The sequence below is a fragment of the Streptomyces cathayae genome, from assembly GCF_029760955.1.
GTDB classification, from domain to species: domain Bacteria; phylum Actinomycetota; class Actinomycetes; order Streptomycetales; family Streptomycetaceae; genus Streptomyces; species Streptomyces cathayae.
Window position 1 is genome coordinate 3,356,193 of sequence record NZ_CP121682.1, and the last position, 24,719, is coordinate 3,380,911.

At 72.1% G+C, this 24,719-nt stretch carries 20 protein-coding genes and 1 riboswitch; of the genes, 12 read left to right on the forward strand and 8 right to left on the reverse strand.

Annotated elements, in window-relative coordinates; translation table 11 throughout:
• The first annotated feature begins 12 nt into the window (after positions 1 to 12).
• The 5 genes from PYS65_RS15170 to PYS65_RS15190 all read left to right on the forward strand — a co-directional run bounded on the left by PYS65_RS15170 (position 13) and on the right by PYS65_RS15190 (position 7,040).
• Positions 13 to 1,218, forward strand: coding sequence for a sensor histidine kinase (locus tag PYS65_RS15170; protein WP_279334485.1), 1,206 nt, complete (start codon positions 13 to 15; stop codon positions 1,216 to 1,218).
• A gap of 164 nt (positions 1,219 to 1,382) precedes the next feature.
• Positions 1,383 to 2,786, forward strand: a complete 1,404-nt coding sequence (locus tag PYS65_RS15175; protein ID WP_279334486.1) for a sensor histidine kinase — start codon at positions 1,383 to 1,385, stop codon at positions 2,784 to 2,786.
• Between the two features lie 309 nt (positions 2,787 to 3,095).
• Positions 3,096 to 3,767 (forward strand): response regulator transcription factor, encoded by a 672-nt coding sequence (locus PYS65_RS15180; protein ID WP_279334487.1) that lies wholly within the window; start codon positions 3,096 to 3,098, stop codon positions 3,765 to 3,767.
• A gap of 266 nt (positions 3,768 to 4,033) precedes the next feature.
• Positions 4,034 to 5,965, forward strand: coding sequence for a 2-oxoacid:acceptor oxidoreductase subunit alpha (locus PYS65_RS15185; RefSeq protein ID WP_279334488.1), 1,932 nt, complete (start codon positions 4,034 to 4,036; stop codon positions 5,963 to 5,965).
• On the forward strand, positions 5,958 to 7,040 hold the full coding sequence (locus PYS65_RS15190; RefSeq protein WP_279334489.1) for a 2-oxoacid:ferredoxin oxidoreductase subunit beta: 1,083 nt from the start codon (positions 5,958 to 5,960) through the stop codon (positions 7,038 to 7,040). The genes PYS65_RS15185 and PYS65_RS15190 overlap by 8 nt, the downstream gene beginning before the upstream one ends.
• Before the next feature lie 59 nt (positions 7,041 to 7,099).
• On the opposite strand, the gene PYS65_RS15195 is transcribed toward PYS65_RS15190, so the two are convergent.
• Entirely contained in the window at positions 7,100 to 7,498 is a 399-nt protein-coding gene (locus PYS65_RS15195) for a winged helix-turn-helix transcriptional regulator (RefSeq protein ID WP_279334490.1), read from the reverse strand.
• Positions 7,499 to 7,589: 91 nt separating this feature from the next.
• Between PYS65_RS15195 and PYS65_RS15200 the strand changes: the two genes are divergently transcribed.
• Both PYS65_RS15200 and rarD read left to right on the forward strand, forming a co-directional pair.
• Positions 7,590 to 8,444: an SDR family oxidoreductase gene (locus PYS65_RS15200; RefSeq protein WP_279334491.1), complete on the forward strand. Its 855-nt coding sequence runs from the start codon at positions 7,590 to 7,592 to the stop codon at positions 8,442 to 8,444.
• Positions 8,445 to 8,705: 261 nt separating this feature from the next.
• A complete protein-coding gene (gene rarD / locus PYS65_RS15205; RefSeq protein ID WP_423836158.1) occupies positions 8,706 to 9,707 on the forward strand; it encodes an EamA family transporter RarD in 1,002 nt (333 codons plus the stop codon).
• A 44-nt stretch (positions 9,708 to 9,751) separates the two neighbouring features.
• Here the strand turns inward: rarD and PYS65_RS15210 are convergent, their stop codons facing one another.
• A complete protein-coding gene (locus tag PYS65_RS15210; RefSeq protein WP_279334493.1) occupies positions 9,752 to 11,050 on the reverse strand; it encodes a tetratricopeptide repeat protein in 1,299 nt (432 codons plus the stop codon).
• A 303-nt stretch (positions 11,051 to 11,353) separates the two neighbouring features.
• Between PYS65_RS15210 and PYS65_RS15215 the strand changes: the two genes are divergently transcribed.
• Positions 11,354 to 12,556, forward strand: coding sequence for an amidase (locus PYS65_RS15215; RefSeq protein WP_279334494.1), 1,203 nt, complete (start codon positions 11,354 to 11,356; stop codon positions 12,554 to 12,556).
• A 57-nt stretch (positions 12,557 to 12,613) separates the two neighbouring features.
• Here the strand turns inward: PYS65_RS15215 and PYS65_RS15220 are convergent, their stop codons facing one another.
• Positions 12,614 to 13,846 (reverse strand): LolA family protein, encoded by a 1,233-nt coding sequence (locus PYS65_RS15220; protein WP_279334495.1) that lies wholly within the window; start codon positions 13,844 to 13,846, stop codon positions 12,614 to 12,616.
• Positions 13,847 to 14,093: 247 nt separating this feature from the next.
• On the reverse strand, positions 14,094 to 15,104 hold the full coding sequence (locus PYS65_RS15225) for a polyprenyl synthetase family protein (protein ID WP_279334496.1): 1,011 nt from the start codon (positions 15,102 to 15,104) through the stop codon (positions 14,094 to 14,096).
• A gap of 632 nt (positions 15,105 to 15,736) precedes the next feature.
• Positions 15,737 to 15,900, forward strand: a riboswitch (cyclic di-AMP (ydaO/yuaA leader).
• A 12-nt stretch (positions 15,901 to 15,912) separates the two neighbouring features.
• Between PYS65_RS15225 and PYS65_RS15230 the strand changes: the two genes are divergently transcribed.
• Positions 15,913 to 16,404, forward strand: coding sequence for a transglycosylase SLT domain-containing protein (locus PYS65_RS15230; protein ID WP_279337958.1), 492 nt, complete (start codon positions 15,913 to 15,915; stop codon positions 16,402 to 16,404).
• A 38-nt stretch (positions 16,405 to 16,442) separates the two neighbouring features.
• On the opposite strand, the gene PYS65_RS15235 is transcribed toward PYS65_RS15230, so the two are convergent.
• On the reverse strand, positions 16,443 to 17,318 hold the full coding sequence (locus tag PYS65_RS15235; protein WP_279334497.1) for an HAD family hydrolase: 876 nt from the start codon (positions 17,316 to 17,318) through the stop codon (positions 16,443 to 16,445).
• Positions 17,319 to 17,661: 343 nt separating this feature from the next.
• Here PYS65_RS15235 and PYS65_RS15240 point away from each other — a divergent pair, with 343 nt between their 5' ends.
• From PYS65_RS15240 to PYS65_RS15250, 3 genes are all read left to right on the forward strand, one after another.
• Positions 17,662 to 18,735, forward strand: a complete 1,074-nt coding sequence (locus tag PYS65_RS15240; RefSeq protein WP_279334498.1) for a GNAT family N-acetyltransferase — start codon at positions 17,662 to 17,664, stop codon at positions 18,733 to 18,735.
• Between the two features lie 81 nt (positions 18,736 to 18,816).
• Positions 18,817 to 20,166 (forward strand): glycosyltransferase family 2 protein, encoded by a 1,350-nt coding sequence (locus tag PYS65_RS15245; protein WP_279334499.1) that lies wholly within the window; start codon positions 18,817 to 18,819, stop codon positions 20,164 to 20,166.
• Complete coding sequence (locus PYS65_RS15250) at positions 20,163 to 20,975, forward strand: polysaccharide deacetylase family protein (protein ID WP_279334500.1); 813 nt, start codon at positions 20,163 to 20,165, stop codon at positions 20,973 to 20,975. The genes PYS65_RS15245 and PYS65_RS15250 overlap by 4 nt, the downstream gene beginning before the upstream one ends.
• A 142-nt stretch (positions 20,976 to 21,117) precedes the next feature.
• Here PYS65_RS15250 and PYS65_RS15255 read toward each other — a convergent pair whose 3' ends face one another.
• Genes PYS65_RS15255 through PYS65_RS15265 form a run of 3 tightly spaced genes read right to left on the reverse strand, consistent with a single transcriptional unit; the run spans position 21,118 to position 24,640 of the window.
• A complete protein-coding gene (locus PYS65_RS15255) occupies positions 21,118 to 22,311 on the reverse strand; it encodes a glycosyl hydrolase (RefSeq protein WP_279334501.1) in 1,194 nt (397 codons plus the stop codon).
• The gene (locus PYS65_RS15260) at positions 22,308 to 22,733 is read right to left on the reverse strand and encodes a hypothetical protein (protein WP_279334502.1); all 426 of its coding nucleotides are present in this window, start codon (positions 22,731 to 22,733) and stop codon (positions 22,308 to 22,310) included. Before PYS65_RS15260 ends, PYS65_RS15255 begins: the two co-directional genes overlap by 4 nt.
• Positions 22,730 to 24,640 (reverse strand): glycosyltransferase, encoded by a 1,911-nt coding sequence (locus PYS65_RS15265; RefSeq protein WP_279334503.1) that lies wholly within the window; start codon positions 24,638 to 24,640, stop codon positions 22,730 to 22,732. The genes PYS65_RS15260 and PYS65_RS15265 overlap by 4 nt, the downstream gene beginning before the upstream one ends.
• Positions 24,641 to 24,719: the final 79 nt, after the last annotated feature.

Consider the following 24,719-nt stretch of genomic DNA (forward strand, 5'->3'; position numbering starts at 1 on the left):
ACGCTAAGACCCATGACCGAACCTTTCCCCGCTGCCGACGACCGTCCGCCGCCGGTCCGCCTCGCCTACGACCGGCACACCTGGAAGGAGATCGCCCACCTCCTGGCGAACCTTCCGGTGGCGCTGGTGGGCTTCACCTATGTCACGACCGTACTGTTCACCGGCCTCGGGCTGACGGTCACGGTGATCGGGTTCCCGCTGCTCGCGGCCGGTCTGTCGGGTGCGCGGTGGCTGGGCAGGGCGGAGCGGGCGCGGGCCAGGGCACTGCTCGGGGTGCGGGTGGAGGAGCCGAGCCGGCTGCCGCTGCGTGGTGCCGGAGGGTTTCTGCCCCGGATGTGGATGGCGTTGAAGGACCCGGTGGGCTGGCGCACGATGCTCTACGAGGCGATACGGCTGCCGTGGGGCATCGTGACCTTCACCGTCACGCTGACCTCGCTGTTCGTACTGTGGCCGGTGCTGCCGTTCATCGCGCGGGGGCTCGCCAACGCGGACCGGGCCATGGTGCGCGGTCTGCTCTCCCCCTCCGACGAACTGGAGCGGCGCATAGCCGAGTTGGAGTCCGGCCGGGGCGTGGTGTTCGACACCGCCGCGGCGGATCTGCGGCGCATCGAGCGCGATCTGCACGACGGGGCGCAGGCCCGGCTGGTCAACCTGGCCATGGGGCTGGGCCTGGCCAAGGAGAAGCTGCTGGAGGATCCCGACACGGCGGCGTCGATGGTCGCGGAGGCGCACGGCGAGGTGAAGCTGGCGCTGCAGGAGCTGCGGGACCTGGCGCGCGGCATCCACCCGGCGGTCCTGACCGACCGGGGACTGGACGCGGCCCTGTCGTCGGTCGCCTCTCGCTGCACGGTGCCGGTGAAGGTGACGGTCGATCTCGCCGAGCGGCCGGCCGCGGCCATCGAGGGCATCGCGTACTTCACGGTCTCGGAGCTGCTGCAGAACGTCAGCAAGCACAGTGCGGCGCGTTCGGCCGCGGTCGACGTGTGGCGGGTGGACGGCCGGCTGCTCATCCAGGTGGAGGACGACGGCCGCGGGGGCGCGCGTCTGGACGGCGGTACGGGGATGCGGGGTCTCGCGGACCGGCTGGGCGCGGTGGACGGCCTGTTCGTCGTGGAGTCGCCGGAGGGCGGTCCGACGACGGTGACGGCGGAGCTGCCGTGGCGGGACCGCTCCGGTGCCCTTGCCGGGGAGGAGCGGACGGCCCACCCGCGGTCGTAGGCGACCCGCCCGCGAACGTGGGCGGGGAGGGGGGTCGTAGGCCGAGAGGGGTGGGGAAAACCCCCCGTCCAAGACTGCGACGTGCTCCATGGTCCGCGGACCTGCGGCCCAGCAGTCTGGGGATACGACAGCACCGCCGCCGGACGAGGAGAAGGACGACGCCGATGGCCACGGAGTACGGACAGGGCTACGGGCTCGACAGCACGCCCGCCGGGCACCCCAGGTACCCCAGGCACCCCGGTCGCCCCGGGAGGGCCGGTGAGCGGCGGCACCGGCTGCCGGCCGTGCTGCGGGCCCCGGTCGAGGGACGGGCCTGGCGCGAGCTGGGATATGTCCTGCTGAGTCTGCCGATCGGCATTCTGCTCTTCACCTACGCGGTCACGATGGTGTCGCTGGGCGCCGGTCTGCTGGTGACCTTCCTCGGCGTTCCGGTGCTGGCCGCCGGGCTCGCCGGATGCCGCGGGTTCGGGGCGCTGGAGCGGACGCGGGCCCGGGGTCTGCTGGACCTGGACGTGGCCGAGCCGGAGCCGCTGCGGATGAAGCGGCAGGGGTTCGCGGCCTGGATGGGGGCGGTGCTGAAGAGTGGCGCCTCGTGGCGGGCCCTGCTGTACGCGGTGCTGCATCTGCCGTGGGCGACGTTCTCCTTCGTCGTCTCGGTGACCGTCTGGACGATCGGCTGGTCACTGCTGACGTATCCGCTGTGGTTCTGGGTGTTCCCGATGTACGCCGGTCAGGGCGGGATCCAGCTGTACGGCGACGGACAGCACCGGATCTATCTGGACAACCCCTTCGAGATCACGGTGACCGCGCTGATCGGACTGCTGTTCACCATCGCCACGCCGTGGATCGTGCGCGCGCTGACCATGGTGGACCGGCTGCTGGTGCACGGCCTGCTCGGGCCGTCGCGGCTGGTGACGCGGGTGGTGGAGCTGGAGTCGGACCGGGGGGCCGTGGTGGACACGGCAGCGGCGGACCTGCGGCGCATCGAGCGCGATCTGCACGACGGGGCGCAGGCCCGGCTGGTGGCGCTGGCCATGGATCTGGGGCTGGCGAAGGAGAAGCTGCGGGAGGATCCGCGGGCCGCGGCGCACATGGTGGACGAGGCGCACGGCGAGGTGAAGACGGCGCTGCAGGAGCTGCGGGACCTGGCGCGCGGTATCCACCCGGCGGTCCTGACCGACCGGGGACTGGACGCGGCCCTGTCGTCGGTGGCCTCCCGGTGCACGGTCCCGGTGCGGGTGGAGGTGGACCTGACCGAGCGCCCGGCACCGGCGATCGAGGGCATCGCCTACTTCACGGTCTCGGAGCTGCTGCAGAACATCAGCAAGCACGCGCGGGCGACCTGGGCGTCCGTGGAGGTGTGGCGGACGGAGAGCCGGCTGATGGTGCAGGTCGAGGACAACGGGGTGGGTGGTGCCGACGTGTCCGACGCGTCCGGGGGGTCCGGACTCGCCGGGCTGACGGAGCGGCTGGAGGCGGTGGACGGAATCCTGGTCGTGGACTCACCGGCCGGCGGTCCGACCCGGGTGACGGCGGAGCTGCCGTGGCGGGCCGAGCGGACGCGATGAGCCGACGGTGAGCGGTGAGCGGAGCTGTACACATGGGCTGTGCGCATGAGCGGCGGCTGAGCTGCGCATGAGCAGCGGCTGAGCTGTGCGCATGAGGCGCGGGCAGGACACGGCCGAGCAGTGGCCGGGAGCGCCGAGAAGGAACCGGACGGCAGGTGTACGGCAGGCGTGCGGGGACGGGCGGTGGGCCCGGCCCCGCACCTTCTCGCGTCACCCCCTCCGCATCGCCCGCCCGATGCTGGAATGCTGGTCCCGTCGACCGGGCCTGCCGTACGGGCGGGCGCGGAGGAGGGGTGGGGCCGAAAAGTCATGGAGGACAGGGTGCGCGTGGTCATCGCCGAGGATTCAGTGCTGCTGCGGGAGGGCCTGACCCGGCTGCTGACCGACCGGGGGCACGAGGTCGTGGCCGGGGTCGGCGACGGCGACGCGTTGCTCAAGACCATCACCGGGCTGGACGGTCAGGGCGAGCTCCCGGACGTCGTGGTGGCCGACGTCCGGATGCCGCCGACGCACACCGACGAGGGGGTGCGGGCCGCCATCCAGCTGCGCAAGGCGCATCCGGGTGTCGGGGTGCTGGTGCTGTCCCAGTACGTGGAGGAGCGCTACGCCACGGAGCTGCTCGCCGGCTCCAGCCGCGGCATCGGCTATCTGCTCAAGGACCGGGTGGCCGACGTGCGTGAGTTCGTGGACGCGGTGGTGCGCGTGGCCCAGGGCGGTACGGCCCTGGACCCGGAGGTGGTCGCGCAGCTGCTCGGCCGCAGCCGGAAGCAGGACGTCCTCGCGAGGCTCACCCCGCGCGAGCGGGAGGTCCTGGGGCTGATGGCCGAGGGGCGGACGAACTCGGCGATCGCCCGACAGCTGGTGGTGAGCGACGGAGCCGTGGAGAAGCACGTCAGCAACATCTTCATGAAGCTGGGCCTGTCCCCCAGCGACGGCGATCACCGCCGGGTGCTGGCCGTGCTCACCTACCTCAACTCCTGACCGCCTGGTCCGCTCCCGGCCGAACCGCCGGCGAGCGGACGGCGTCCTCAGGAATGAGGGGCCGGGGCCGGCGGCCGGCCTCGGCGGCCCGCGGGAATCCGGGTAAAACCGGAAAAGGGGCGGGGCACGTCGGCCCGCCGGGAGCTCGAAGTCGTGTCCAAGATGCGAATGACCTGAGGAAGGCGACCCTTACGGACGTAGGGTTGATCCAGGGACGGCCTGCGGGAGGGCCGGTCCCGGACAGCGCCTCGAGGAGGTCCAGTTCAGTGACCAGCCAGGTCAGCAGCCCAGCGGAGCAGACCGACGGAACAGTCCTGGGAGAGCAGCGCAAACCGGCGGGAGCGAAGGACGTCCGTCGCCTCGACCGGGTGATCATCAGGTTCGCGGGCGACTCGGGTGACGGCATGCAGCTCACCGGTGACCGCTTCACCTCGGAGACGGCGTCGTTCGGCAACGATCTGTCGACGCTGCCGAACTTCCCGGCCGAGATCCGTGCTCCGGCCGGCACCCTGCCGGGTGTCTCGTCCTTCCAGCTCCACTTCGCCGACCACGACATCCTCACCCCCGGTGACGCGCCGAACGTGCTGGTGGCGATGAACCCTGCCGCGTTGAAGGCGAACATCGGGGACCTGCCGCGCGGCGCGGAGATCATCGTCAACACCGACGAGTTCACCAAGCGGGCGTTGCAGAAGGTCGGGTACGACGGCAACCCGCTGGAGGACGGTTCGCTCGACGGTTACAGCCTCCACCCGGTGCCGCTGACGACCCTGACGGTGGAGGCGCTGAAGGACTTCGACCTCAGCCGCAAGGAGGCCGAGCGCAGCAAGAACATGTTCGCGCTGGGGCTGCTGAGCTGGATGTACCACCGGCCCACCGAGGGCACGGAGAAGTTCCTGACCTCGAAGTTCGCCAAGAAGCCGGACATCGCGGCGGCCAACATCGCCGCGTACCGGGCGGGCTGGAACTTCGGCGAGACGACGGAGGACTTCGCCGTCTCCTACGAGGTGGCCCCGGCCACCACGGCGTTCCCGCCGGGCGTGTACCGCAACATCTCCGGGAACCTGGCCCTGGCGTACGGCCTGATCACGGCCTCCCGGCAGGCGGATCTGCCGTTGTTCCTGGGGTCGTACCCGATCACGCCGGCCTCGGACATCCTGCACGAGCTGAGCCGGCACAAGAACTTCGGTGTGCGGACCTTCCAGGCGGAGGACGAGATCGCGGGCATCGGCGCCGCGCTGGGCGCGGCCTTCGGCGGGTCGCTCGCGGTGACGACGACGTCCGGCCCCGGGGTGGCCCTGAAGTCCGAGACGATCGGTCTCGCGGTGTCGCTGGAGCTGCCGCTGCTGATCGTGGACATCCAGCGCGGCGGCCCGTCCACGGGCCTGCCCACCAAGACCGAGCAGGCGGACCTGCTCCAGGCGATGTACGGGCGCAACGGCGAGGCCCCGGTCCCGGTGGTCGCGCCGCGCACGCCGGCCGACTGCTTCGACGCGGCCCTGGAGGCGGCCCGGATCGCGCTGACCTACCGCACCCCGGTGTTCCTGCTCTCCGACGGCTATCTGGCCAACGGAAGCGAGCCGTGGCGCATCCCGGACCCGGAGGAGCTGCCGGATCTGCGGGTGCGGTTCGCGCAGGGCCCCAACCACACGATGGACGACGGCACCGAGGTGTTCTGGCCGTACCAGCGGGACCCGCACACCCTGGCCCGGCCGTGGGCGGTCCCGGGCACCCCGGGTCTGGAACACCGGATCGGCGGCATCGAGAAGCAGGACGGCACGGGAAACATCTCCTACGACCCGGCCAACCACGACTTCATGGTGCGTACCCGGCAGGCGAAGGTCGACGGCGTCGAGGTCCCCGACCTGGAGGTCGACGACCCGGACGGCGACGCCAGGGTGCTGGTCCTCGGCTGGGGGTCCACCTATGGGCCGATCACCGCGGCCGTACGGCGCATCAGGGGCGCGGGGGGCGCGATCGCCCAGGCCCATCTGCGCCATGTCAACCCCTTCCCGCGGAATCTCGGGGAGGTCCTGGAGCGTTACGAGAAGGTGGTCGTACCCGAGATGAACCTCGGCCAGCTCGCCACCCTGATCCGGGCGAAGTACCTGGTCGACGCGCGCTCGTACAACCAGGTCAACGGGATGCCGTTCAAGGCGGAGCAGCTTGCCGAGGTGCTGAAGGAGGCCATCGATGACTGAGACGATGCCGGGAGGCGGCCCGTCCTTCGGCGACGCGCTCTCCCTGGTGCCCAAGGCCGAGGGCAAGCAGTCCATGAAGGACTTCAAGTCCGACCAGGAAGTGCGCTGGTGCCCCGGCTGCGGCGACTACGCGGTCCTCGCCGCCGTGCAGGGCTTCATGCCCCAGCTCGGACTGGCGAGGGAGAACATCGTCTTCGTCTCCGGCATCGGCTGCTCGTCCCGCTTCCCGTACTACATGAACACCTACGGGATGCACTCCATCCACGGCCGCGCCCCCGCCATCGCGACGGGCCTGGCGACGTCCCGGCGCGACCTGAGCGTGTGGGTCGTCACGGGTGACGGGGACGCGCTGTCCATCGGCGGCAACCACCTGATCCACGCACTGCGCCGGAACGTCAATCTGAAGATCCTGCTGTTCAACAACCGGATCTACGGCCTGACCAAGGGCCAGTACTCGCCGACCTCCGAGATCGGCAAGATCACCAAGTCGACGCCGGTGGGTTCGCTGGACGCGCCGTTCAATCCGGTGTCGCTGGCCATCGGCGCGGAGGCGTCCTTCGTGGCCCGCACGGTCGACTCGGACCGCAAGCACCTCACCGAGGTACTGCGGCAGGCCGCCGCCCATCCGGGCACGGCACTGGTCGAGATCTACCAGAACTGCAACATCTTCAACGACGGCGCCTTCGAGGTCCTCAAGGACCGCCGGCAGGCCGAGGAGGCGGTGATCCGGCTGGAACACGGCAGCCCGATCCGTTTCGGCACCGACCTCGCGAAGGGCGTCGTGCGGGACCGGGCCACCGGCGATCTGAAGGTGGTCGCGGTGACGCCGGAGAACGAGGCGGAGATCCTGGTCCACGACGCGCACGCGGCGTCGGCGACCACCGCGTTCGCGCTGTCCCGGCTCGCCGATCCGGACACCCTGCACCAGACCCCGATCGGCGTCTTCCGCTCGGTGGACCGCCCGGTGTACGACACGCTGATGGCCGAGCAGTTGGACACCGCCGTCGAGCAGCACGGCAAGGGCGAGCTCGGCGCGCTGCTCGCGGGCAACGACACCTGGACGGTCGTCGGATGAGCACCGCCGGCTGACCGTCGTCAGCCACCCGCCCCTCAGGGGCCCGGGGCCCGGACGCCTCAGAGCGTCCGGGCCTCGTCGTACGCCTTGCGGGCGGTCAGTACGTCGTCCATGCGCCGTTCGGTCCACAGCGCCAGCGCGCTCACCTGTTCGGCCGCCTCCCGCCCCAGGTCGGTGAGGGAGTAGTCGACCCGCGGCGGGATCACCGGCTTGGCGTCACGGTGGACGAGCCCGTCCCGCTCCAGCGTCTGCAGGGTCTGGGTGAGCATCTTCTCGCTGACCCTGCCGATCGCGCGGCGCAGCTCGCTGAAGCGGTGGGGCCGCTCCTGGAGCCGGATCAGCACGAGCACCCCCCAGCGGCTGGTCACATGCTCCAGGACCAGGCGGTGCGGGCACAACGCCTCACGCTCGCCCCGCCGGTCCTCGCCGCTCCGTACGGGCACGTCACTTACTGCCATGCCAGTACCTTACTTCAAAGTGGGTACTTTCTATTAGTTAGCGCAACCCCTAGGGTTGGTGTCATCCGCACCCCCACAAGGAGTTCTGATCATGAGCATCGTCGTCACCGGAGCCACCGGAAACCTGGGCCGCCACGTCGTGGGGCAGCTCCTGGAGAAGGTTCCGGCCGAGCAGGTCACCGCCGTCGTACGCAGCGCGGAGAAGGCCGCGGACCTGGCGGAGCGCGGGGTGCGGATCGCGGTCGCCGACTACAGCGCTCCCGGAACCCTCGACGGCGTGTTCGCGGCCGGCGACAAGGTGCTGCTGATCTCCAGCAGCGAGGTCGGCGGGGACCGGGTGGGACAGCACACGGCCGTCATCGACGCCGCCAAGGCCGCCGGCGTCTCCCTGCTCGCCTACACCAGCGCCCCCGGAACGCTGACCGCCGCCCTCGCCGACGACCACCGCGGCACCGAGAAGGCCCTGCTCGCCTCCGGTCTCCCGTACGTCCTGCTGCGCAACGGCTGGTACCACGAGGTCTACACCGAGAACCTCGCCCCCGTGCTGGAGCACCACGCGGTCGTCTCCGCCGCCGGCGAGGGCCGTCTCTCCTCCGCCGCGCGCGCCGACTACGCGGCGGCCGCCGTCGCCGTACTGACCGGTGAGGGCCACGAGAACAAGACGTACGAGCTGGGCAGCGACGAGTCCTGGGACCTCGCCGAGTACGCGGCCGAGCTGAGCCGCCAGACCGGCAAGGAGATCGCCTACCGACCGGTCACGGTCGAGGAGCTCACCGGCATCCTGACCGGCGCCGGGCTCCCCGAGCCGGTGGCCGCCGTTTTCGCGGGCACGGACGTCTCCATCGAGAAGGGCGAACTGGTCGTCACCAGCGGCGACCTGGCCCGCCTGATCGGCCGCCCGGCCACCCCGATCGCGGACGCCATCGCCGCCGCGCTGAAGGCCTGACCCGGGGCCTGAGAGCCTGGCGGCCCGTGCCCTGAAAGCCTGGCACCCCATGCCCTGAAGGCCTGGCCCATGCCCGGACGCCCCGCTCGTCATGACCGTATTCCAGTACGGGAATGACGAGCGGGGCGTCCGGCGTTACGGTCGTCCGGGCGAGCGACGCTCGCCCCGACACGCGTCAGGCGAGAAGGAGGGCGGCCCGTGACCGAGAAGTCGGACGGCGAGCGGCGTACAGGACTGCTGAACGGCTTCGCGGCTTACGGCATGTGGGGGCTCGTTCCCCTCTTCTGGCCACTGCTGAAGCCCGCCGGAGCCGTGGAGATCCTGGCCCACCGGATGGTCTGGTCGCTGCTCTTCGTGGCCGCCGCCCTCCTCTTCATACGTCGCTGGGCCTGGCTCGGCGAGCTGCTGCGGCAGCCGCGCAAGCTGGCCCTGATCACCGTCGCCGCGGCGGTCATCACCGTGAACTGGGGCGTCTACATCTGGGCGGTGAACTCCGGGCACGTCGTCGAGGCGTCCCTCGGCTACTTCATCAACCCGCTGGTCACCATCGCCCTAGGTGTCCTGCTGCTGAAGGAGCGGCTGCGGCCCGCGCAGTGGGCGGCGGTCGGGGTCAGCTTCGTGGCGGTGCTCGTCCTCACCGTCGGCTACGGCCGCCCGCCGTGGATCTCGCTCTGCCTCGCCTTCTCCTTCGCCACGTACGGACTGGTGAAGAAGAAGGTCAACCTCGGCGGCGTCGAATCGCTGGCCGCCGAGACGGCCATCCTGTTCCTTCCCGCCCTCTGCTATCTGCTCTGGCTGGGCAGCAGCGGCGAGTCCACCTTCGGTACCGAGGGAGCGGGACACGCGGCGCTGCTGGCCGCCACCGGCCTCGTCACCGCGCTCCCCATGGTCTGCTTCGGCGCCGCCGCGATCCGCGTGCCGCTGTCCACGATGGGGCTGCTCCAGTACCTGGCCCCGGTGTTCCAGTTCCTGCTCGGCGTCCTCTACTTCAAGGAGGCCATGCCGCCCGAGCGCTGGGCCGGATTCGCGCTGGTGTGGCTGGCGCTCATGCTGCTGACCTGGGACGCGCTGCGCACCGCCCACCGGTCCGCCCGCGTACTCGCCACCGAGCGCGCGAGGACTGCGACCGCGGCCGGCGCTGCGATGAACCCGGTGGGCCCTGTGAGCCCTGTGAGCTCTGTGGACGCGGTGGATCCGGTGGTCGTGGCGAACCCGGCGGAAGCGGTGAGCACCGTGGACGCGGTGGACGCTCCGAAAGCCTGACCGGAGCGCTCCTCAGCGCGTTGCACGGCTCCGTCCACGCCCGCTCACCCGTGCCGGGCGTGGGCGCGGTCGGTCAGCCGGCCCATGCGGGTGCGGGCCGACTCCAACTCCTCGATCTCGTCGGCCGCCGGGCCGCCCTCGGCGGCGAGTCCGGTCCACAGCTCGATCAGTTCGCGTCCCAGCTCCAGCCCGCGCAGCGGATCACGCACCGCGCGCCAGGCGGTGGCCGCGCTGCGGACGTTGCCGTAGGCGGCCTCCGCGTCGCCCGCCCCGCGGTGGACCCCGGCGAGGTCGAGGGAGAGCCGGAAGGCGTGCAGCGGCTCGTCACTCAGGTAGGCGATGTACGCGGACAGCTCGCGCAGCTTGAGCACCTCCGGGTGTTCGGGCCCCAGCGTCCGCGACGCCTCGGTCACCGTCTCCCCGGCCAGTCGCGCCGCCGTGTCGATCCGGCCCGCCCGGACGGCCTCGTTGATCCGGCCCATGGGCTCGGCCAAGCGGGTCTCGCCCGGGACGGCGGGCGGCTCGTCCCCGAGCACCGCCTCCGCCACGGCGTCGAAACCGCGGGACGGGGGCGGCTTGAAGTCGAGGGCGGGTTCGTGCTCGTGCTCGGGCTCGGCCTCCGCAACCGGTTCGGGGATACGGGGAGGGGCGGCCACCGGGGCCAGGGCCGGGGGCGGTGTCCGGTCGGCCGAGGGCAGCGGGCCCGGTGTCCGGTAGGCCGGAGGTACGGGAAGCGCTGAGGGCATCGGAGGTATCAGGGGTGCCTGAGGCGTCTGCGGTGTCCGAGCGGGTGCCGGGTGCCGGCGGTGGTCGGCTTCGGGAGCGGGGTGGGGCCTCGTGCCCATGAGCGGGGGCGGGCCGAACTCGCCCGTCGGCGGCACGACCGTGCCGGGAGGCACGGCTTCCACCGGCTCGGGCACCGACCGCAGCCGAAGGGTGAGGGTGCTGTCACGCACGGGGCTCGGGGCCGGCGTCGGAGCCGGGGCCGGGGCCGGCGTCGGGGCCGGGGCTGCCGGCTTCATGAGGGCCGGTTCTCCGGTGAAGTGGCTGGCACCGTCGGGGTCGACCCGGAGCGGGACGACGTACCCGGTGCCCTCGTCGTGGATGGTGGCGAGGACGGCGTGTCCCGAGGCGAGGGCGATGCGGTGGAGGCGGTTCAGCACCGCCTGCTGCACCTCCTCGTCGGGTCCGGCCACCACCGGTACCCCGCCGACCGACGCCTTCCGTGAGCCGGTACCCGCCACAGGGGCGGGAACATGGACGTCGATCGGCACTGCCGCACGGTTCGCCGCGTCTGCGGTCTGCTGCTGTTCCGGCTTCTTCTCGCGGCTGAGTCGCGCCATCGTCCCCTCATTCGGGTCGTGAACCTACCGACGAGTCTGTCCGCATATCCCCGTTTCTCACGTCACCGCGTTGTCACAGGCTCGTCCCAACAGCCGTCCGCCCGGTTCCGTCCCGCCGGCCGGTATGAGGATCCGGGTGACGTGGCAGGAGAGGGGCATGGGTACAGACATGCGGCAGGGGTCGGAGATCCGGGCCCGAGGCCCGGTGGCCGTGGTCCGCGGCGGTCACCAGGCGGGCCGCGTCCTGCCTGCCCGCCCGACGGGATCACTGCGCTGACCGGCGCCGAGGCACGGTCCGGGACGGTGGCGGAGATCGCCGCCGCGGTGCGCGCCCGAAGGCTGCGGGCCGTCGATGTGGTCGCGGGGGCGCTGGCGCGGATCGAGCGGGCCGATCCGGTGCTGTGCGCGTTCACCGAGGTGTGGGCCGAGGAGGCGCTGCGTCGGGCGGCCGGGGTGGACGCCCGGGTCGACGCGGGTCCGCCCGGCCCGGGTGAGTGGCTGCCGCTGGCCGGGGTGCCGATCGCCGTGAAGGGGAGGCACGGGCTCCGGGCGGCGGGTCCGTTGCTCGCGGCCGGTGGTGTGGCCGTGGGCGCCACCGCCGTACCCGGGCCCGGCACCCCCTGGCAGACCTGGGGGCTCGGCGCGCACGGACGGACCGTCAACCCGTGGCGGGCGGACCGCACTCCGGGCGGTTCCTCGGCCGGGGCCGCAGTCGCGGTGGCGGCGGGGCTGGTGCCGCTGGCGACGGGCGGCGACGGCGCGGGGTCGGTGCGCATCCCGGCGGCGTGGTGCGGGGTCGTCGGTCTGAAGGTCACCAACGGCCGCCTCCCGTCGCCCGACCGCACGGGTCTCGCGGCACCCGGCGTCCTCACCCGGACGGCGGCGGACGCGGTGGCCTGGTGGCGGGCCGTGTCGCCGCCGCCCACCGCCGCCGAGGTGCCGCCGTCCGGTCCCCGCACCGCGATCTGGTCCCCCGACCTCGGCTTCGCCGATCCCGACGAGGAGCCCGTCGCGCTGGCCCGAGCCGCGGTCGACCGGCTCGTCGACGCCGGAGTCGTACGGCTCGTCCGGCCCCCGCGAGCCCCGCGCCCCGTACGAGCCGTACGGTCGGCGGAGCCTCCGCTGCTTCTGGACCCCGCGCCGGCCTGGCTCGCCCTGCGCGCCCCCGGCGGGCCCCGCCCCGACCTCGCCGAGGCCCACCGCGTCCGGGAGGCGAACGACCGGCGCCTGGCCCGTCTCTTCGCCCACGCCGAGTTGCTGCTGACGCCCACGGCGCCCACCGCGCCGCACGGCCACGAGGGACCCGGCGACGTCTACTCCACCGCGCTCACCTGGGCGTTCAACGTGAGCGGGCACCCCGCGCTGAGCCTCCCGGCCGGGTTCGGCAGCGACGGCTGCCCGGCCGGGCTCCAACTGGTGGCACCGCACGGGCGGGAGGCGCTGCTGCTCGCCGTGGCACGGGCGGCGGAGCCGCGGCCGCCGCCGGCCCCGGTCGCCTCGCCATGAGGCCCCGGGACCCGATCCCCGTCCCTTCCCCTGTTGCTTCGCCCGTCGCTTCGCCCGTTACTTCGCCTCGTTGGCGGCCTTCACCAGCGCGTCCTTCGTGACGGCACCGACGTAGACCTTGCCGTCCTCGGTGAACAGGGCGTTGACCAGGCGGGTGCTGAACACGGTGCCCGTGCCGAACTCGCCCTTCACCTGGTCGCCGAGCGAGCCCAGGAAGCCGCCGAGGTCACCGCCCTCGGAGCCGGTCGGCAGACCCCCCTCGGCGCCGGTGTCGAAGGCGGCGACGGAGTTCCAGCCCTCTCCGAGCACCTTCAGCCCGTCGAGCCCCTTGGAGAGGTCCTCCTCGGACTTCGGGGCGGCCTCCGGCCGGCCGGTGGGCTCCCCGCCCTTCTTCCCGTCCTCCAGGGCGCCTTCCTCGGTCACCTTGGCGCCCTTGGGCGGGGTGAAGTCGAAGGTCGACGCGGCCGGCCGGTCGAAGCTGACCTTGGTGAAGCCGACGTCCACGACGGCGGCACCACCGGTGGCCGGGGTCAGCGTGAACTTCAGCGGCGTCCCGGTCTCGTGGTCCACCGCGATGCTGATCGCACCGACCGTGGAACCGGACTGCTTGGGCTTGACGACCAGCTTGTAGGCGTCGCGGCCGGCCACCTGCGCGGTGCCGTCGACGGTGACGGACGTGGTGTCGTCGACCGCCTTCAGCGCCTCCTCGGCGAAGCCCTTCGGCGTGGCCGGGGGCTGCTGCTTCCGGTCCTCGCCCTCGTCGGACTCGTCGGCCGTGCCGTGGTAGACCTCGTTGGACGCGCTGTCGTAGCCCCAGACGTCCTTGCCGTTGTGGATCAGGCTGTACTCGGCGGCGTTCTCGAGCAGCGACACCTTCTGCCGGTCGGGGCCGTCGACCGCGACGCGCAGGGTGTGCGTACCGGAGGCCAGCTCGGTGAGCTTGGCGGACGGGTCGGCGGACGAGCCGCCCTCGCCGCCGCCCAGGGCGCCGGAGGCCAGGCTGCTCTCCAGGCCGCCGAGGTCCGGCAGTCCGAGGTCGGTGGTGATCTTCACGGTGCCGGACAGCCGCTCGGTGTCCGACTCGGCCATCTTCTCGATGAGCTGCGCGGCGGTGATCTCCGGCAGGTCCGGGTCGCCGGAGTTCGCGATCGCGGGGACGAGCCCGATGGTCGCGACCGCCACTCCCATCACCGTGACCGGGACGATGTACCGCGCGGCCCTGCGCCGGCCCGCGCCCGGCTCGCGGGTCGCCCCCGCGGTCGTCGTGTCGTCGGATTCGTACGGTGCCATGTGTGCCCTACCTCCGTGGTCGGCGGCGGCCTGCGTCTCGTGTTCCTCGCACCAGTCACACCCTGAGCCGCCCTTCTCACCCGAATCGGTGAGGAGTGGTGTCCGTCATGGTCCATCTGACCAAACACCACACGAGGAAGCGTCAGACCCCGGACTCAACTCCGTGTACTGCTGCGGTATGACACGAGGAGGTGTTCCCTCCCCCGACCAGTAGGGGTCGGAGTCGGGGACGGGGACGGCGGGCGGGTCAGCCGGCCCGGTGCACCACCGCGTCGCACAGGTCGACCAGGGCCGTCTTCGATTCGCACTCCGGCAGCGGTGCCAGCACCGCGCGCGCCTCCTGCGCATAGCGCACGGTGTCCCGGCGGGCCTGCTCCAGCGCGGGGTGCGCGCGCAGCAGTCGCAGTGCCTCGGCGTGCCGGTCGTCGTCACTGAGGTCGGAGTCCAGCAGCTCGCACAGCGCGATGTCCTCGGGCAGACCCTGCCGGGCCGCCCGCTCGCGCAGCCGCAGCACGGGCAGGGTCGGAATGCCCTCGCGCAGGTCGGTGCCCGGGGTCTTGCCGGACTCGTGGGAGTCGGAGGCGATGTCCAGCACGTCGTCGGCGAGCTGGAAGGCGATCCCGAGCCGCTCGCCGTACTGGGTCAGCACGTCCACGACCGCGTCGTCCGCCCCGGACATCATGGCGCCGAACCGGCACGAGACGGCGACCAGTGAGCCGGTCTTGCCACCGAGGACGTCCAGGTAGTGGTCGACCGGATCGCGTCCGTCCTGCGGCCCCGCGGTCTCCAGGATCTGACCGGAGACCAGCCGCTCGAACGCCTCCGCCTGCACCCGTACGGCCTCCGGCCCGAGGTCGGCCAGGATGTGCGAGGCGCGCGCGAAGAGGAAGTCGCCGGTGAGGACCGCGACGGAGTTGCCCCAGCGGGTGTTCGCGCTGGGCACCCCGCGCCGCACACCCGCGTCGTCCATCACGTCGTCGTGGTACAGCGTGGCCAGGTGGGTCAGCTCCACGACCACGGCGGACGGTACGACGCCGGGCGCGTGGGGGTCCCCGAACTGGGCGGCGAGCATCACGAGCAGCGGCCGGAACCGCTTGCCGCCGGCCCGCACCAGGTGCTGGGCGGCGCCCGTGATGAAGGGGACCTCACTCTTGGTGGCCTCGAGCAACCCTTCCTCGACAGCCGTCATCCCGGCCCGGACATCGGCTTCCAGAGCCTGGTCCCGCACGCTCAGCCCGAATGGCCCGACGACGGTCACGAGGGGTCTCCTGTCTGCTGGTGTCCACTGACGCTCAGACGTCTTGCACCGTTCACCACTGGGTCGCTGGTTGTCGATAGGTCGCTGACATCACTCGAGTCAGCGTATCCGGTCATGTTTCGATCACCGCCAGCACCCACATTCCCCGAACTCACCCACAGCACGCACGGACGGCACGTCACGGCACCCTCCGATATCGGATCACCATCAGATCGTTTTCGACCAGTCGACGGCAAAGGACATCAGGCGGCTTTCCGGGCACACCTCACCCATCCTCCGGGCACACCCCGGACCGCATCTCGACACACGGCCCATCCTGCCCGCCCCGTTGACCGATTTGCCGCAATTGCCAAACAGGTTCCCGTTGATGGCAAATGCGCCCACGCGGTGCGGCCAGTGAGGTCGGTCACGCGCGCCCCGACCCGCCCACGACTCCCCCGAGGAGACGCTTCCCCTTGCCCCGAACGTGAGTTGGCCGTCGGCACCCACAAAGGATCAAGTCCCCCAAATAGCCCAAGACAAGATCAAACGGCGTCATACGTGACGCTCGCACTTGTTCCCGACATGCGCTCTCGCATACGTTCCCGGCCTGTCGGGCGGACGCCGAATCCTGCCACCGCCCGCACCACCCGTCGATCAACTCACTCACGCACGGCAGGAGCGGGGGACCCAGGTAAGTCGCCGGACCGGTCCGCACCGGGACGGCTCGGGGTGAAGCCACGCCCGCAGGGGCGCGGCCGGGCACTCTCCCGCCCGAACCCGACAGCTCACCTCGCAGGCGTAGGAGAGGAACGCACCCATGTCCGCCATGCCCGCATCCGGTCGGCGCCGCTTCGGCCGCACCCGCCTCGTCCGCTCCCTCGCCGTCGCCGCCGTCGCAGCGATCGCCCTTCCGGTGTTCGGCGCCACCAGCGCCTCCGCCGCTCCCGCCGCCCCCGTGTCGTCCGCCCCGGCCGCCGTCGGCACCGCGACGGCGTACCCCGACACCCTCGACGGCTGGATCCGCGAGTCGCTGTCGATCATGGCGCAGCACGGCATCCCCGGCAGCTACGACTCCATCCACCGCAACATCATGCGCGAGTCCTCCGGCAACCCGCAGGCCATCAACCTGTGGGACTCCAACGCCGTCGCCGGCACCCCGTCGAAGGGCCTGCTGCAGGTCATCGACCCGACCTTCCGGGCGTACCACGTGCCCGGCACGGCCCTCGACCCGTTCGACCCGGTCGCGAACATCACGGCCGCCTGCAACTACGCGGCGGACCGCTACGGCTCGATCGACAACGTCTTCGGCGCCTACTGAGACGTCCGGGCGCACCGGGACACGCCCGGCCCACGGGGTCACCCGTGGGGGTGGAGACCGGAACGGCACGCGTGGGGGCGCGTGCCGCCCCGCCCCGCCCCGCCCGTCCCGCCGAACAACCGCTCGAGGACGACGGCCACGCCGTCGTCCTCGTTCGTCGTGGTGATCTCGTCGGCCACCGCCTTCAGCTCGGGGTGCGCGTTGGCCATGGCGACACCGTGGGCCGCCCAGTGGAACATCGGGACGTCGTTGGGCATGTCGCCGAAGGCGACGGTCCGTTCCCGGCTCAGTCCCAGGTGCTCGGCGGCCAGCGCCAGTCCCGTCGCCTTGGTGACACCGCACGGCTGGAGCTCCACGGTGCCCGGTCCCGACATGGTGACCGTGGCCAGCGAACCGACCACCGAACGCGCCGTCGCCGCCAACTCGTCGTCACTCAGGAAGGGGTGGCGCAACAGCACCTTGGTGATCGGCAGCACCCACAGATCGTCCCGTCGTCCGATCCGGACGGCGGGCAGCGTCGGGTGCGGCATCCGGTAGCCCGGCTCGATCAGGGTGAGTCCGTCGACCCCGTCCTGGTCGACCGCGGCGTACACCTCCCCCACCTCGGCCTCGATCTTGCCGAGCGCGGTCTCCGCCAGTTCCCGGTCCAGCGTGACGGAGTGGAGCAGCCGGTTCGCGCCGGCGTCGTACACCTGCGCGCCCTGTCCGCACACCGCGAGCCCCGTGCTCCCCAGTCTGTCCAGGAGCGGCCGCACTCCGGGCGCCGGGCGGCCCGTCACCACGAGATGCCGGGCACCGGCCCGCGTCGCCAGCGCCAGTGCGGCGAGAGACCGGTCGGAGAGAGAGTCGTCGCCGCGCAGCAGCGTCCCGTCCAAGTCGGTGGCGATGAGTGAACAATCGGTGGGTGCGGCCATGATCAGAGAATACGGACACCGCGCCCACCCGACTCACCCTCGACCGGAACGCCTCCGTCCGCACACCCGCACCCCTTATCCTGCGCACCCCCACCGCCGGGCCGGCGCCGCGCCACCACCGGGCCGTCGCCGCGCGTCCGTCTCGCCACAGCACGCGTCCGTCTCACCACAGCCGCGTGCCCGGCCGTTACCGTCATCAGCGGGTACGGACCTGTTAAAGGCCTCTGCACCACTTGGCAACAACATGGTCTGCTACCTACCGTCCTGGGGGTCCCGGGCGGTACCTTCCAAGGGTCCAGGGGGGACTTGATCGGGGGGTCAGGTGAGCAGTGGACGCACACGTGTGCTGAGGCTCGAGGAGCTCGGCGAGGGGGAGCGGGAACGCTGGCGTGAGCTGCGCGCCGCGACGGACGCGCCCCGCAGCCCTTTCATGGAACCGGAGTTCGCCACCGCCGTGTCCCGGGTGCGGCCGCAGGCCCGGGTGGCGGTCCTGTACGAGGGGACGTCCGCCGAACCCGCCGGCTTCCTGCCGTACGAGCGGGGCGCGTGGGGGCAGGGCCGGGCGATCGGACTCGGGGTGTCGGACTGCCAGGGCGCCGTCCTGCGTCCGGGCCTCGTCCCGGAGACCGGTGAACTGCTGCGCGCCTGCTCGGTGTCGAGCTTCGCCTTCGACAACCTGGAGGCGGACCAGGCCCTGTTCGTCCCGCACGCGGCCGAGGAACACACCACCTACGTCATCGACGTGGAGAAGGGCTACGAGACCTACGAGTCCGTCCTGCGCACCCAGTCGCCCAAGTTCCTGAAGACCACACTGGCCAAGGAGCGCAGGCTCGGCCGTCAGGCGGACGGACCGGTGCGGTTCGTCTTCGACGAACGCGAGCCCGCCGCGCTGCGCGCTCTCATCGAGTGGAAATCGGCCCAGTACCGCAGGACCGGGCGGCGCGACCGGTTCGCGCAGGAGTGGATCACGCGGCTCGTGGGCCGCCTGGCCGAGACCCGGGCACCGGAGTGCACGGGCACGCTGTCCGTCCTGTACGCCGGGGACCGCCCCGTCGCCGCGCACTTCGGCCTGCGCTCGGCCTCGGTCCTGGCCTGCTGGTTCCCGGCGTACGACGTGGAGTTCGCGAAGTACTCGCCGGGGCTCGTGCTGCATCTGCGCATGGCGGAGGCGGCGGCCGGCCAGGGCATCGGCCTGCTCGACATGGGGCGTGGCCCGGCCGAGTACAAGGACTCGCTGAAGACGGGCGAACTCGCCGTCTACGAGGGGGAGGCGATGCGTCCGGGCCTGGGCGCCGCGCTGCACCTGCTGCGCCGCGAGCCCGTACGCCGTGCGCACGGCTTCGTCCGCGCCCACCCGCGTCTCGCGTCGCTGGCGTCGAGGGCGTTGAAGGGGGCGGGACGGTTGCGCCGGTCATGAGGGGCCGCTCGTGGGGACAGTTCGTAAGGGCAGTTCGCGAGGACCGTTCATGAGGAGCGTTCATGAGGAGGGGAAGGGCTCATGGCCCGTACGGCACGTACGCAGGAGGAGATACAACGGTTCCTGGGCATCGGAGCGGTTCAGGTCGCCGAACTGGACCTGAACGGTGAGGAGGCCGCCCTCAGACCCGGCCCGGGCAGCCCACCGGTGACGCACGGAGAGGTGTTCGTCCTGGTCAGGCGGGCCGGACGGCCGGTGGGCACGCTGTTGGGGCGGGTGCCGGAGGGGGCCGATCCGGCAACGGTCCTGACGGCACTCGCACGGCAGGAGCACGGGCAAGAACACGGGCAGGAGCCGGCCGAGGAGCGCGGGCAGGGGCGGGTCGCGGAGAGGTCCGGGGCCACCGGACCGCCGCCCCACACCTCGGTCGTCGTGGCCACCCGGGAGCGGGCCGGACAGCTCACCCGCGCGCTCGACTCGCTCCTCGCACAGGACCATCCGGACTTCGAGATCGTCGTCGTCGACAACGCACCCGTGACGGACGAGACGCGTGACCTGGTGGAGCGGAAGTACGGGGAGCGCGTGCGGTACGTCTGCGAACCGGTCGCCGGACTCGCGACCGCGCACAACACCGGGCTCGCCGCCGCCCTCGGCACGGTGGTCGCGTTCACCGACGACGACGTCGTCGCCGACCCCCGCTGGCTCACCGAGCTGACCACGCCCTTCGCCGTCGATCCCGGACTCGGCTGCGCCACCGGCCTGATCCTGCCCGCCCGGCTCCGCACCCCGGCCCAGGTCCTGCTGGAGAGCCACGGCGGTTTCGCGAAGGGGTTCACCCCGACGACGTACGACCCGAAGGACCCGCCCCGGGACGAGCCGCTGTTCCCCTTCACCGCGGGCCGGTTCGGCTCCGGTGCGAACATGGCGTTCCGTGCGGAGGTGCTGCGCGGGGTCGGCGGCTTCGACCCGGCCACCGGCGCCGGGACGCCCGCCCGGGGCGGCGACGACCTCTACGGGTTCGTCCGGGTCCTCACCCAGGGGCACAGGCTTCACTACACGCCCGGCGCGCTGGTGTGGCACCACCACCGGGAGAGCTGGGCCGACCTGGAGACCCAGGCGTTCGGCTACGGCGCCGGACTCACCGCCTACCTCACCGCGATCCTGGTCAACCGGCCCGCCCTGCTGCCGGCGTTCCTCGCCCGGGTGCCCCGCGGCCTGTCCCACGCCCGCGGGCTGACCGCCGTACGGAACACCGGCGGGGATGCCCCCGGTGACCGGGGGGCCGCACCGGGCGACCACGACACCCGCACGCATCCCTGGCCGCGCCGCCTCTCGCGTCTGCAGCGCAAGGGGATGCTGTACGGCCCGGTCGGCTATCTGCGGGCCCGGCGGACGGCAGGGAGCCGGACGACGGGGAGGGGGACGAGATGACGGCGTCCTCGCAGGGCCCGGCGGCCGTCCCCGTCTTCCTCTACCACGCCGTGACGGACGATCCGCCCGACTGGATCGCCGAGTTCACCGTCACGCCCCGGGAGTTCGCGGCCCATCTGGACGCCGTCGTGGACAGCGGCCGCACGCCCGTCACCATCAGCGCGCTCGCCGACCATCTGGCCGGGCGCGCGCCGCTGCCGCCCCGTCCGGTGCTCCTCACCTTCGACGACGGTTTCGCGGATCTGCCCGGCCCCACCGCGGAGGCACTGGCCGAACGCGCCCTGCCCTCCACCGCGTACCTCACCACCGGCGCCATCACCCCGGGCGGCCGCAGCCTGCTCCCGCCGGCGCCGATGATGACCCTGGACCGGGTGGCGGAGCTGGAACGTTCCGGCATGGAGATCGGCAGCCATACGGTCAGCCACGCCCAGCTGGACACCCTGACCGCCGGGCGGCTGCGTGCCGAACTGGTCGACTCCAAGGCCGTGCTGGAGGACGCCCTCGGCCATCCCGTCCCCCACCTCGCCTACCCGCACGGCTACAACAGCCCCCGGGTGCGGGCCATGGCGTCCCGCGCCGGCTACGAGACGGCGACCGCGGTACGGCACGCGCTCAGTTCGGACCGCGACGAGCGCTACCGCATCGCCCGTCTCATCGTCCGCCGCGGCCACACCCTCGCCGACGTCACCACCTGGCTGGCGGGCGGCGGCGCCCGGGTCGCCCCCTACCGCGACGGCCCGAAGACGATCGGCTGGCGCTGGTACCGGCACGCCCGAGCGACCCTGCGCGGAGCGGAGTTCGCGGGCTGAACGGACCCGGGCGGTCGTCTTCGGGCCGTCGTCTTCGGACCGTCGCTCCGGCGGTCGTCTTCGGAGCATCGCTCCGGCGGTCACCGCGGCGGGCCGCTCCGGCGGGCCGCCGCGGCCGTGCCGGGGCGGCCGCCCGGTCAGGTCACTTCGTCGGCTGGTTCAGGTACGGGTCGGACACCACCTCGCGCAGGCTTTCCCACGCCGCCTCGTTGGCCACGGCCAGATCGCAGTGCGGTCCGGGATCGCGGTAGTTCCACTGGAGCGCGGCCTTGACCCCGTCCAGCCCCTTCAGGACGGGCGGCACCCGCGCGTACCACTCGGCCTGCCGCTCCGGTCGCGAGTCGTCGGCCGCCGAGCCGAACTCGGAGAGCATCAACGGCTTGTCGGCGGAGATGTTCTCGCGTATCCAGTCGTGCGTGGCCGTCTGGGTCTGCTCGAAGGTCAGCCACTTCGTCTTGTGGCAGCGGTAGTAGTTGTACTGGTTGTAGCCGATCCAGTCGACGTACTCGTCCCCCGGGTACATCCCCTTGAACAGGTCACCGTGGTTCAGGTACCCGGTGACGATCCAGGTCCACACCACGTTGTCCACGCCCAGCTCCCGGAACCGGTCGTGGATGTGCCGGTACGCCTTCACGTACTGGGCCGGCGTGCCGTTGTCCGGGGTGCGCGTGTCCATCTCCAGGTCGAAGGAGAGGAAGACCTTCTTCCCGGTGCGCTGCCCGTAGTCCTTGACGCGCCGGGCCTGGACGTCGATCACGGTCGCGTCCAGGCCGCCGTCGGCGATCTCCTTCCACGTCGGCTGCTGTCCCTTCGTGCCGCCCCACCACTTGCTCTCCCAGGACAGCAGCAGCATGCGGTCCTCGCCGACCCGTTGTTCCTCCGGGCTCAGCAACTGCCCCTCCCTGCGGGCGCCTTCGGGCAGGGACATGTCGTGGTACGTGTACACGATGTCGAGCTTGCGGCCCACTTTCCGCTCGTAGGCCCTCACCCTCTCCTCCAGGTCGGCCCGTTCGTGCGGCACGAACGCCCCGAACCAGGCGCCGCACGGCGGTTCGAGCAGTTCCGTGGGCCGGCACTCCTCGCCCATTCCGGAGGGCTCCGAACCGGACGGCCCGGAGGCGTCGCGCAGCGCGAGTACGGCGACCAGCACCGCGCAGACGACCGCGACGGAGGTGATCAACGGCCGCCGGCGGCTCGCGGCCGACCTGGCTCCGGGGGTGCGGTGCCGACCGGTGCCGGTGCCGGGCCCCGGGTGCGCGGTGGTGTTCGTACCGGTGGAACGCCGGGCGCGGCGCAGGGCGGCGGCGATACGGTGAAAGGGACGGGCGAACCTCACAGGGCGGAACCCTTCCGTGTCCTCGGCGGGGAGGCACGCAGCCGCGGGAAGAAGGCGGCGAGCGTGGTGAGCAGCGTCAGGGCCAGCAGCACGCGCTGCGCGCTGAAGGCATGGGTGGCGATCAGCACCGTCGCGACGATCATCACCGCGCCGATGCTGACGAACACGACCAGCATCAGTCGTTCCAGCAGGTCGGAGTGGCGGGCGAAGTCGGGGGCGCGCTGCTCGACGGGCCCCCGCGCCGTGCGTATGCGCAGGGCGGGGCCGCAGAGGCCGACCAGGGCGGCACCGGGCCCCGCCGCCAGGAAGACGACGACGGCCGCACCCCGCAGCGGCGATCCGCCGGGGAGGGCGAGCGCGGCCAGCGCCAGCCAGCCGCCGAACGGCGGGAGCATCCTGATCACGAAGTCCTGCGGTGTCATCGCCCCGCCCCCTCTGCTCCGCCGTCCCCTGCGCTCGCTCTGTCGTCCCCTGCTCCGCCGTCCCCTGCTCCGTCGTCCTCTGTCTGTCTCAGCTCGTAGACCACTCCCGCGCCGGTCTCCGCCACCAGCCGGAACCGCGGCGACGCGGCGACGGCCTCCCGGATACGGTCCAGCTGGGCCCCGGTGAGCTGCCCGTTCATCTCGGAGTTGGCCGACTGGCCCTGGGTGAACAGGAAGTAGGCCCGAGCGGGAGGCTCCACCCCGGCCATGTCGGTGGCGAGGGTGCGGGCCGGGTCCCGCACGATCTCGTCGACGTGCCTCCGGTCGTCCTCGAGGAACCAGTAGTGGTCGACGCTCCCGTACGAGGCGTGGGCGAGCGGGTAGTTGCGGTTGGCGGCGACGACCAGCGAGCCCTCGGGCGCCTCGTCGAAGAGCCGCTGCACCAGGGCCACCTCCTGCGGCGGGAAGTAGCTGATCCTGTCCTTGCCCGAGTAGCTCGGGACGAACGCCAGGGTTCCGGCGAGCAGCACCGGCAGCGGGCCCCAGACCCGGACGCCGAAGCCGCTGCGGAGGCCGAAGCCGCGGCGCGTACGGGCTTCGCCCTTCCGGCGGGCCTCGGCCGCCGCCTCCGCCGCCGCCTCGGTGGCGGCGAGGGTACGCACCTTGGGCAGCAGGGCGGCGGCGCCGAAGAAGGCGACGCCGGGCAGCATGAACATCAGCACCCGGAAGACCATCTCGCTGCCGTAGCTGCTCGCCACGAACATCGGCAGCGGTGCCGCCGTGATCACCAGCAGCGGCATCGCGCGGTACCGCAGCACGGGCTGCCGCCACACTCCGGCCACCGCCAGCAGCAGGACGGCACCCGACAGCAGCCGGGCCGCCCACGAGGTCACCACCGCCCCGGTGCCGGTCGGGGTGGCGCCGTACCCCGTCTCGACGTTGCCGCCGACGTCGCCCACCGCGCGGACCATGTCCGGCAGCGCGGCGGACAGGAAGGGCAGCGCGGCCGTCAGACACCAGGCCAGGAAGATGACGACCGTGGTGGCCACCGGCACCCAGTCCCGGTGGCGGCGCAGCAGCCACAACGCGAGCAGTGACACGATCAGCATGCCGGGGGTGAGCTGGTGCGAGATGACGATCGCCGTCACCAGCAGGGTGACCAGGGCGGTCCAGACGGCCTGCCCGCGCCGCCCGCCGCCCTCACCGGAACGGCCGTATCTGCGCAGCACCACGGCCAGCACACCGAGATGCAGCGCGAAGGCGACGGACTGGGGGGAGAAGTAGTCCTGGCCCACCCAGTTGGCGACGTGGAAGAGCCAGACCGCGGTCCAGATCAGTCGCCGGTCCTCGGTGAAGGTGCGGTAGATCAGCAGCAGCGGGAGCAGCAGCGTCAGACTGGACGCCAGCGGCCACCACGCCATGTACATCGCCGCCGAGTCCACGCCCAGCAGCCGCACCAGCGCCGCCTGCGCGGCGAAGAAGCCCGGCCACTGGTCGTAGACCGCCATGTCGCCGATCTGGTCGGCGTTCTGGAGCCCGCCGGCCGTCAGCAGGTGGTCGACGACGCCGTCGTGCTTCCACGCCCAGGCGTACAGCGGGGTCGGGTAGAGCACGGCCTGGGTGGCCCGCTCCATCACCAGCAGGCCGAGCACGTACGCGGCGGACCAGCCGCCGGGCCGCCGCGGGTCGCGGACCGTGAACCAGAAACCGGCGGTGAGCACGGCGAGGCCGGCCCAGAAGCCCGGGTGGAGCGCGGCGACCAGGCCGTAGTCGTCGAGGTGCGACACATCGGTGTGCCGGACCGCGTACAGCCACAGCGCCAGCGCCGTCACCAGCGGTAGCGCGGGCCGGAGCGCGAGGGCACGGGGCACGGACCAGAAGGGCGGCAGGTCGGAAAGATCCGTCACGGGCTCATGGGCGGGGGTCGACGACTCCGAGGAGGGATCGGTCCGCGCATCGGTCCGCGACTCGCTGTGCGACTCGGTG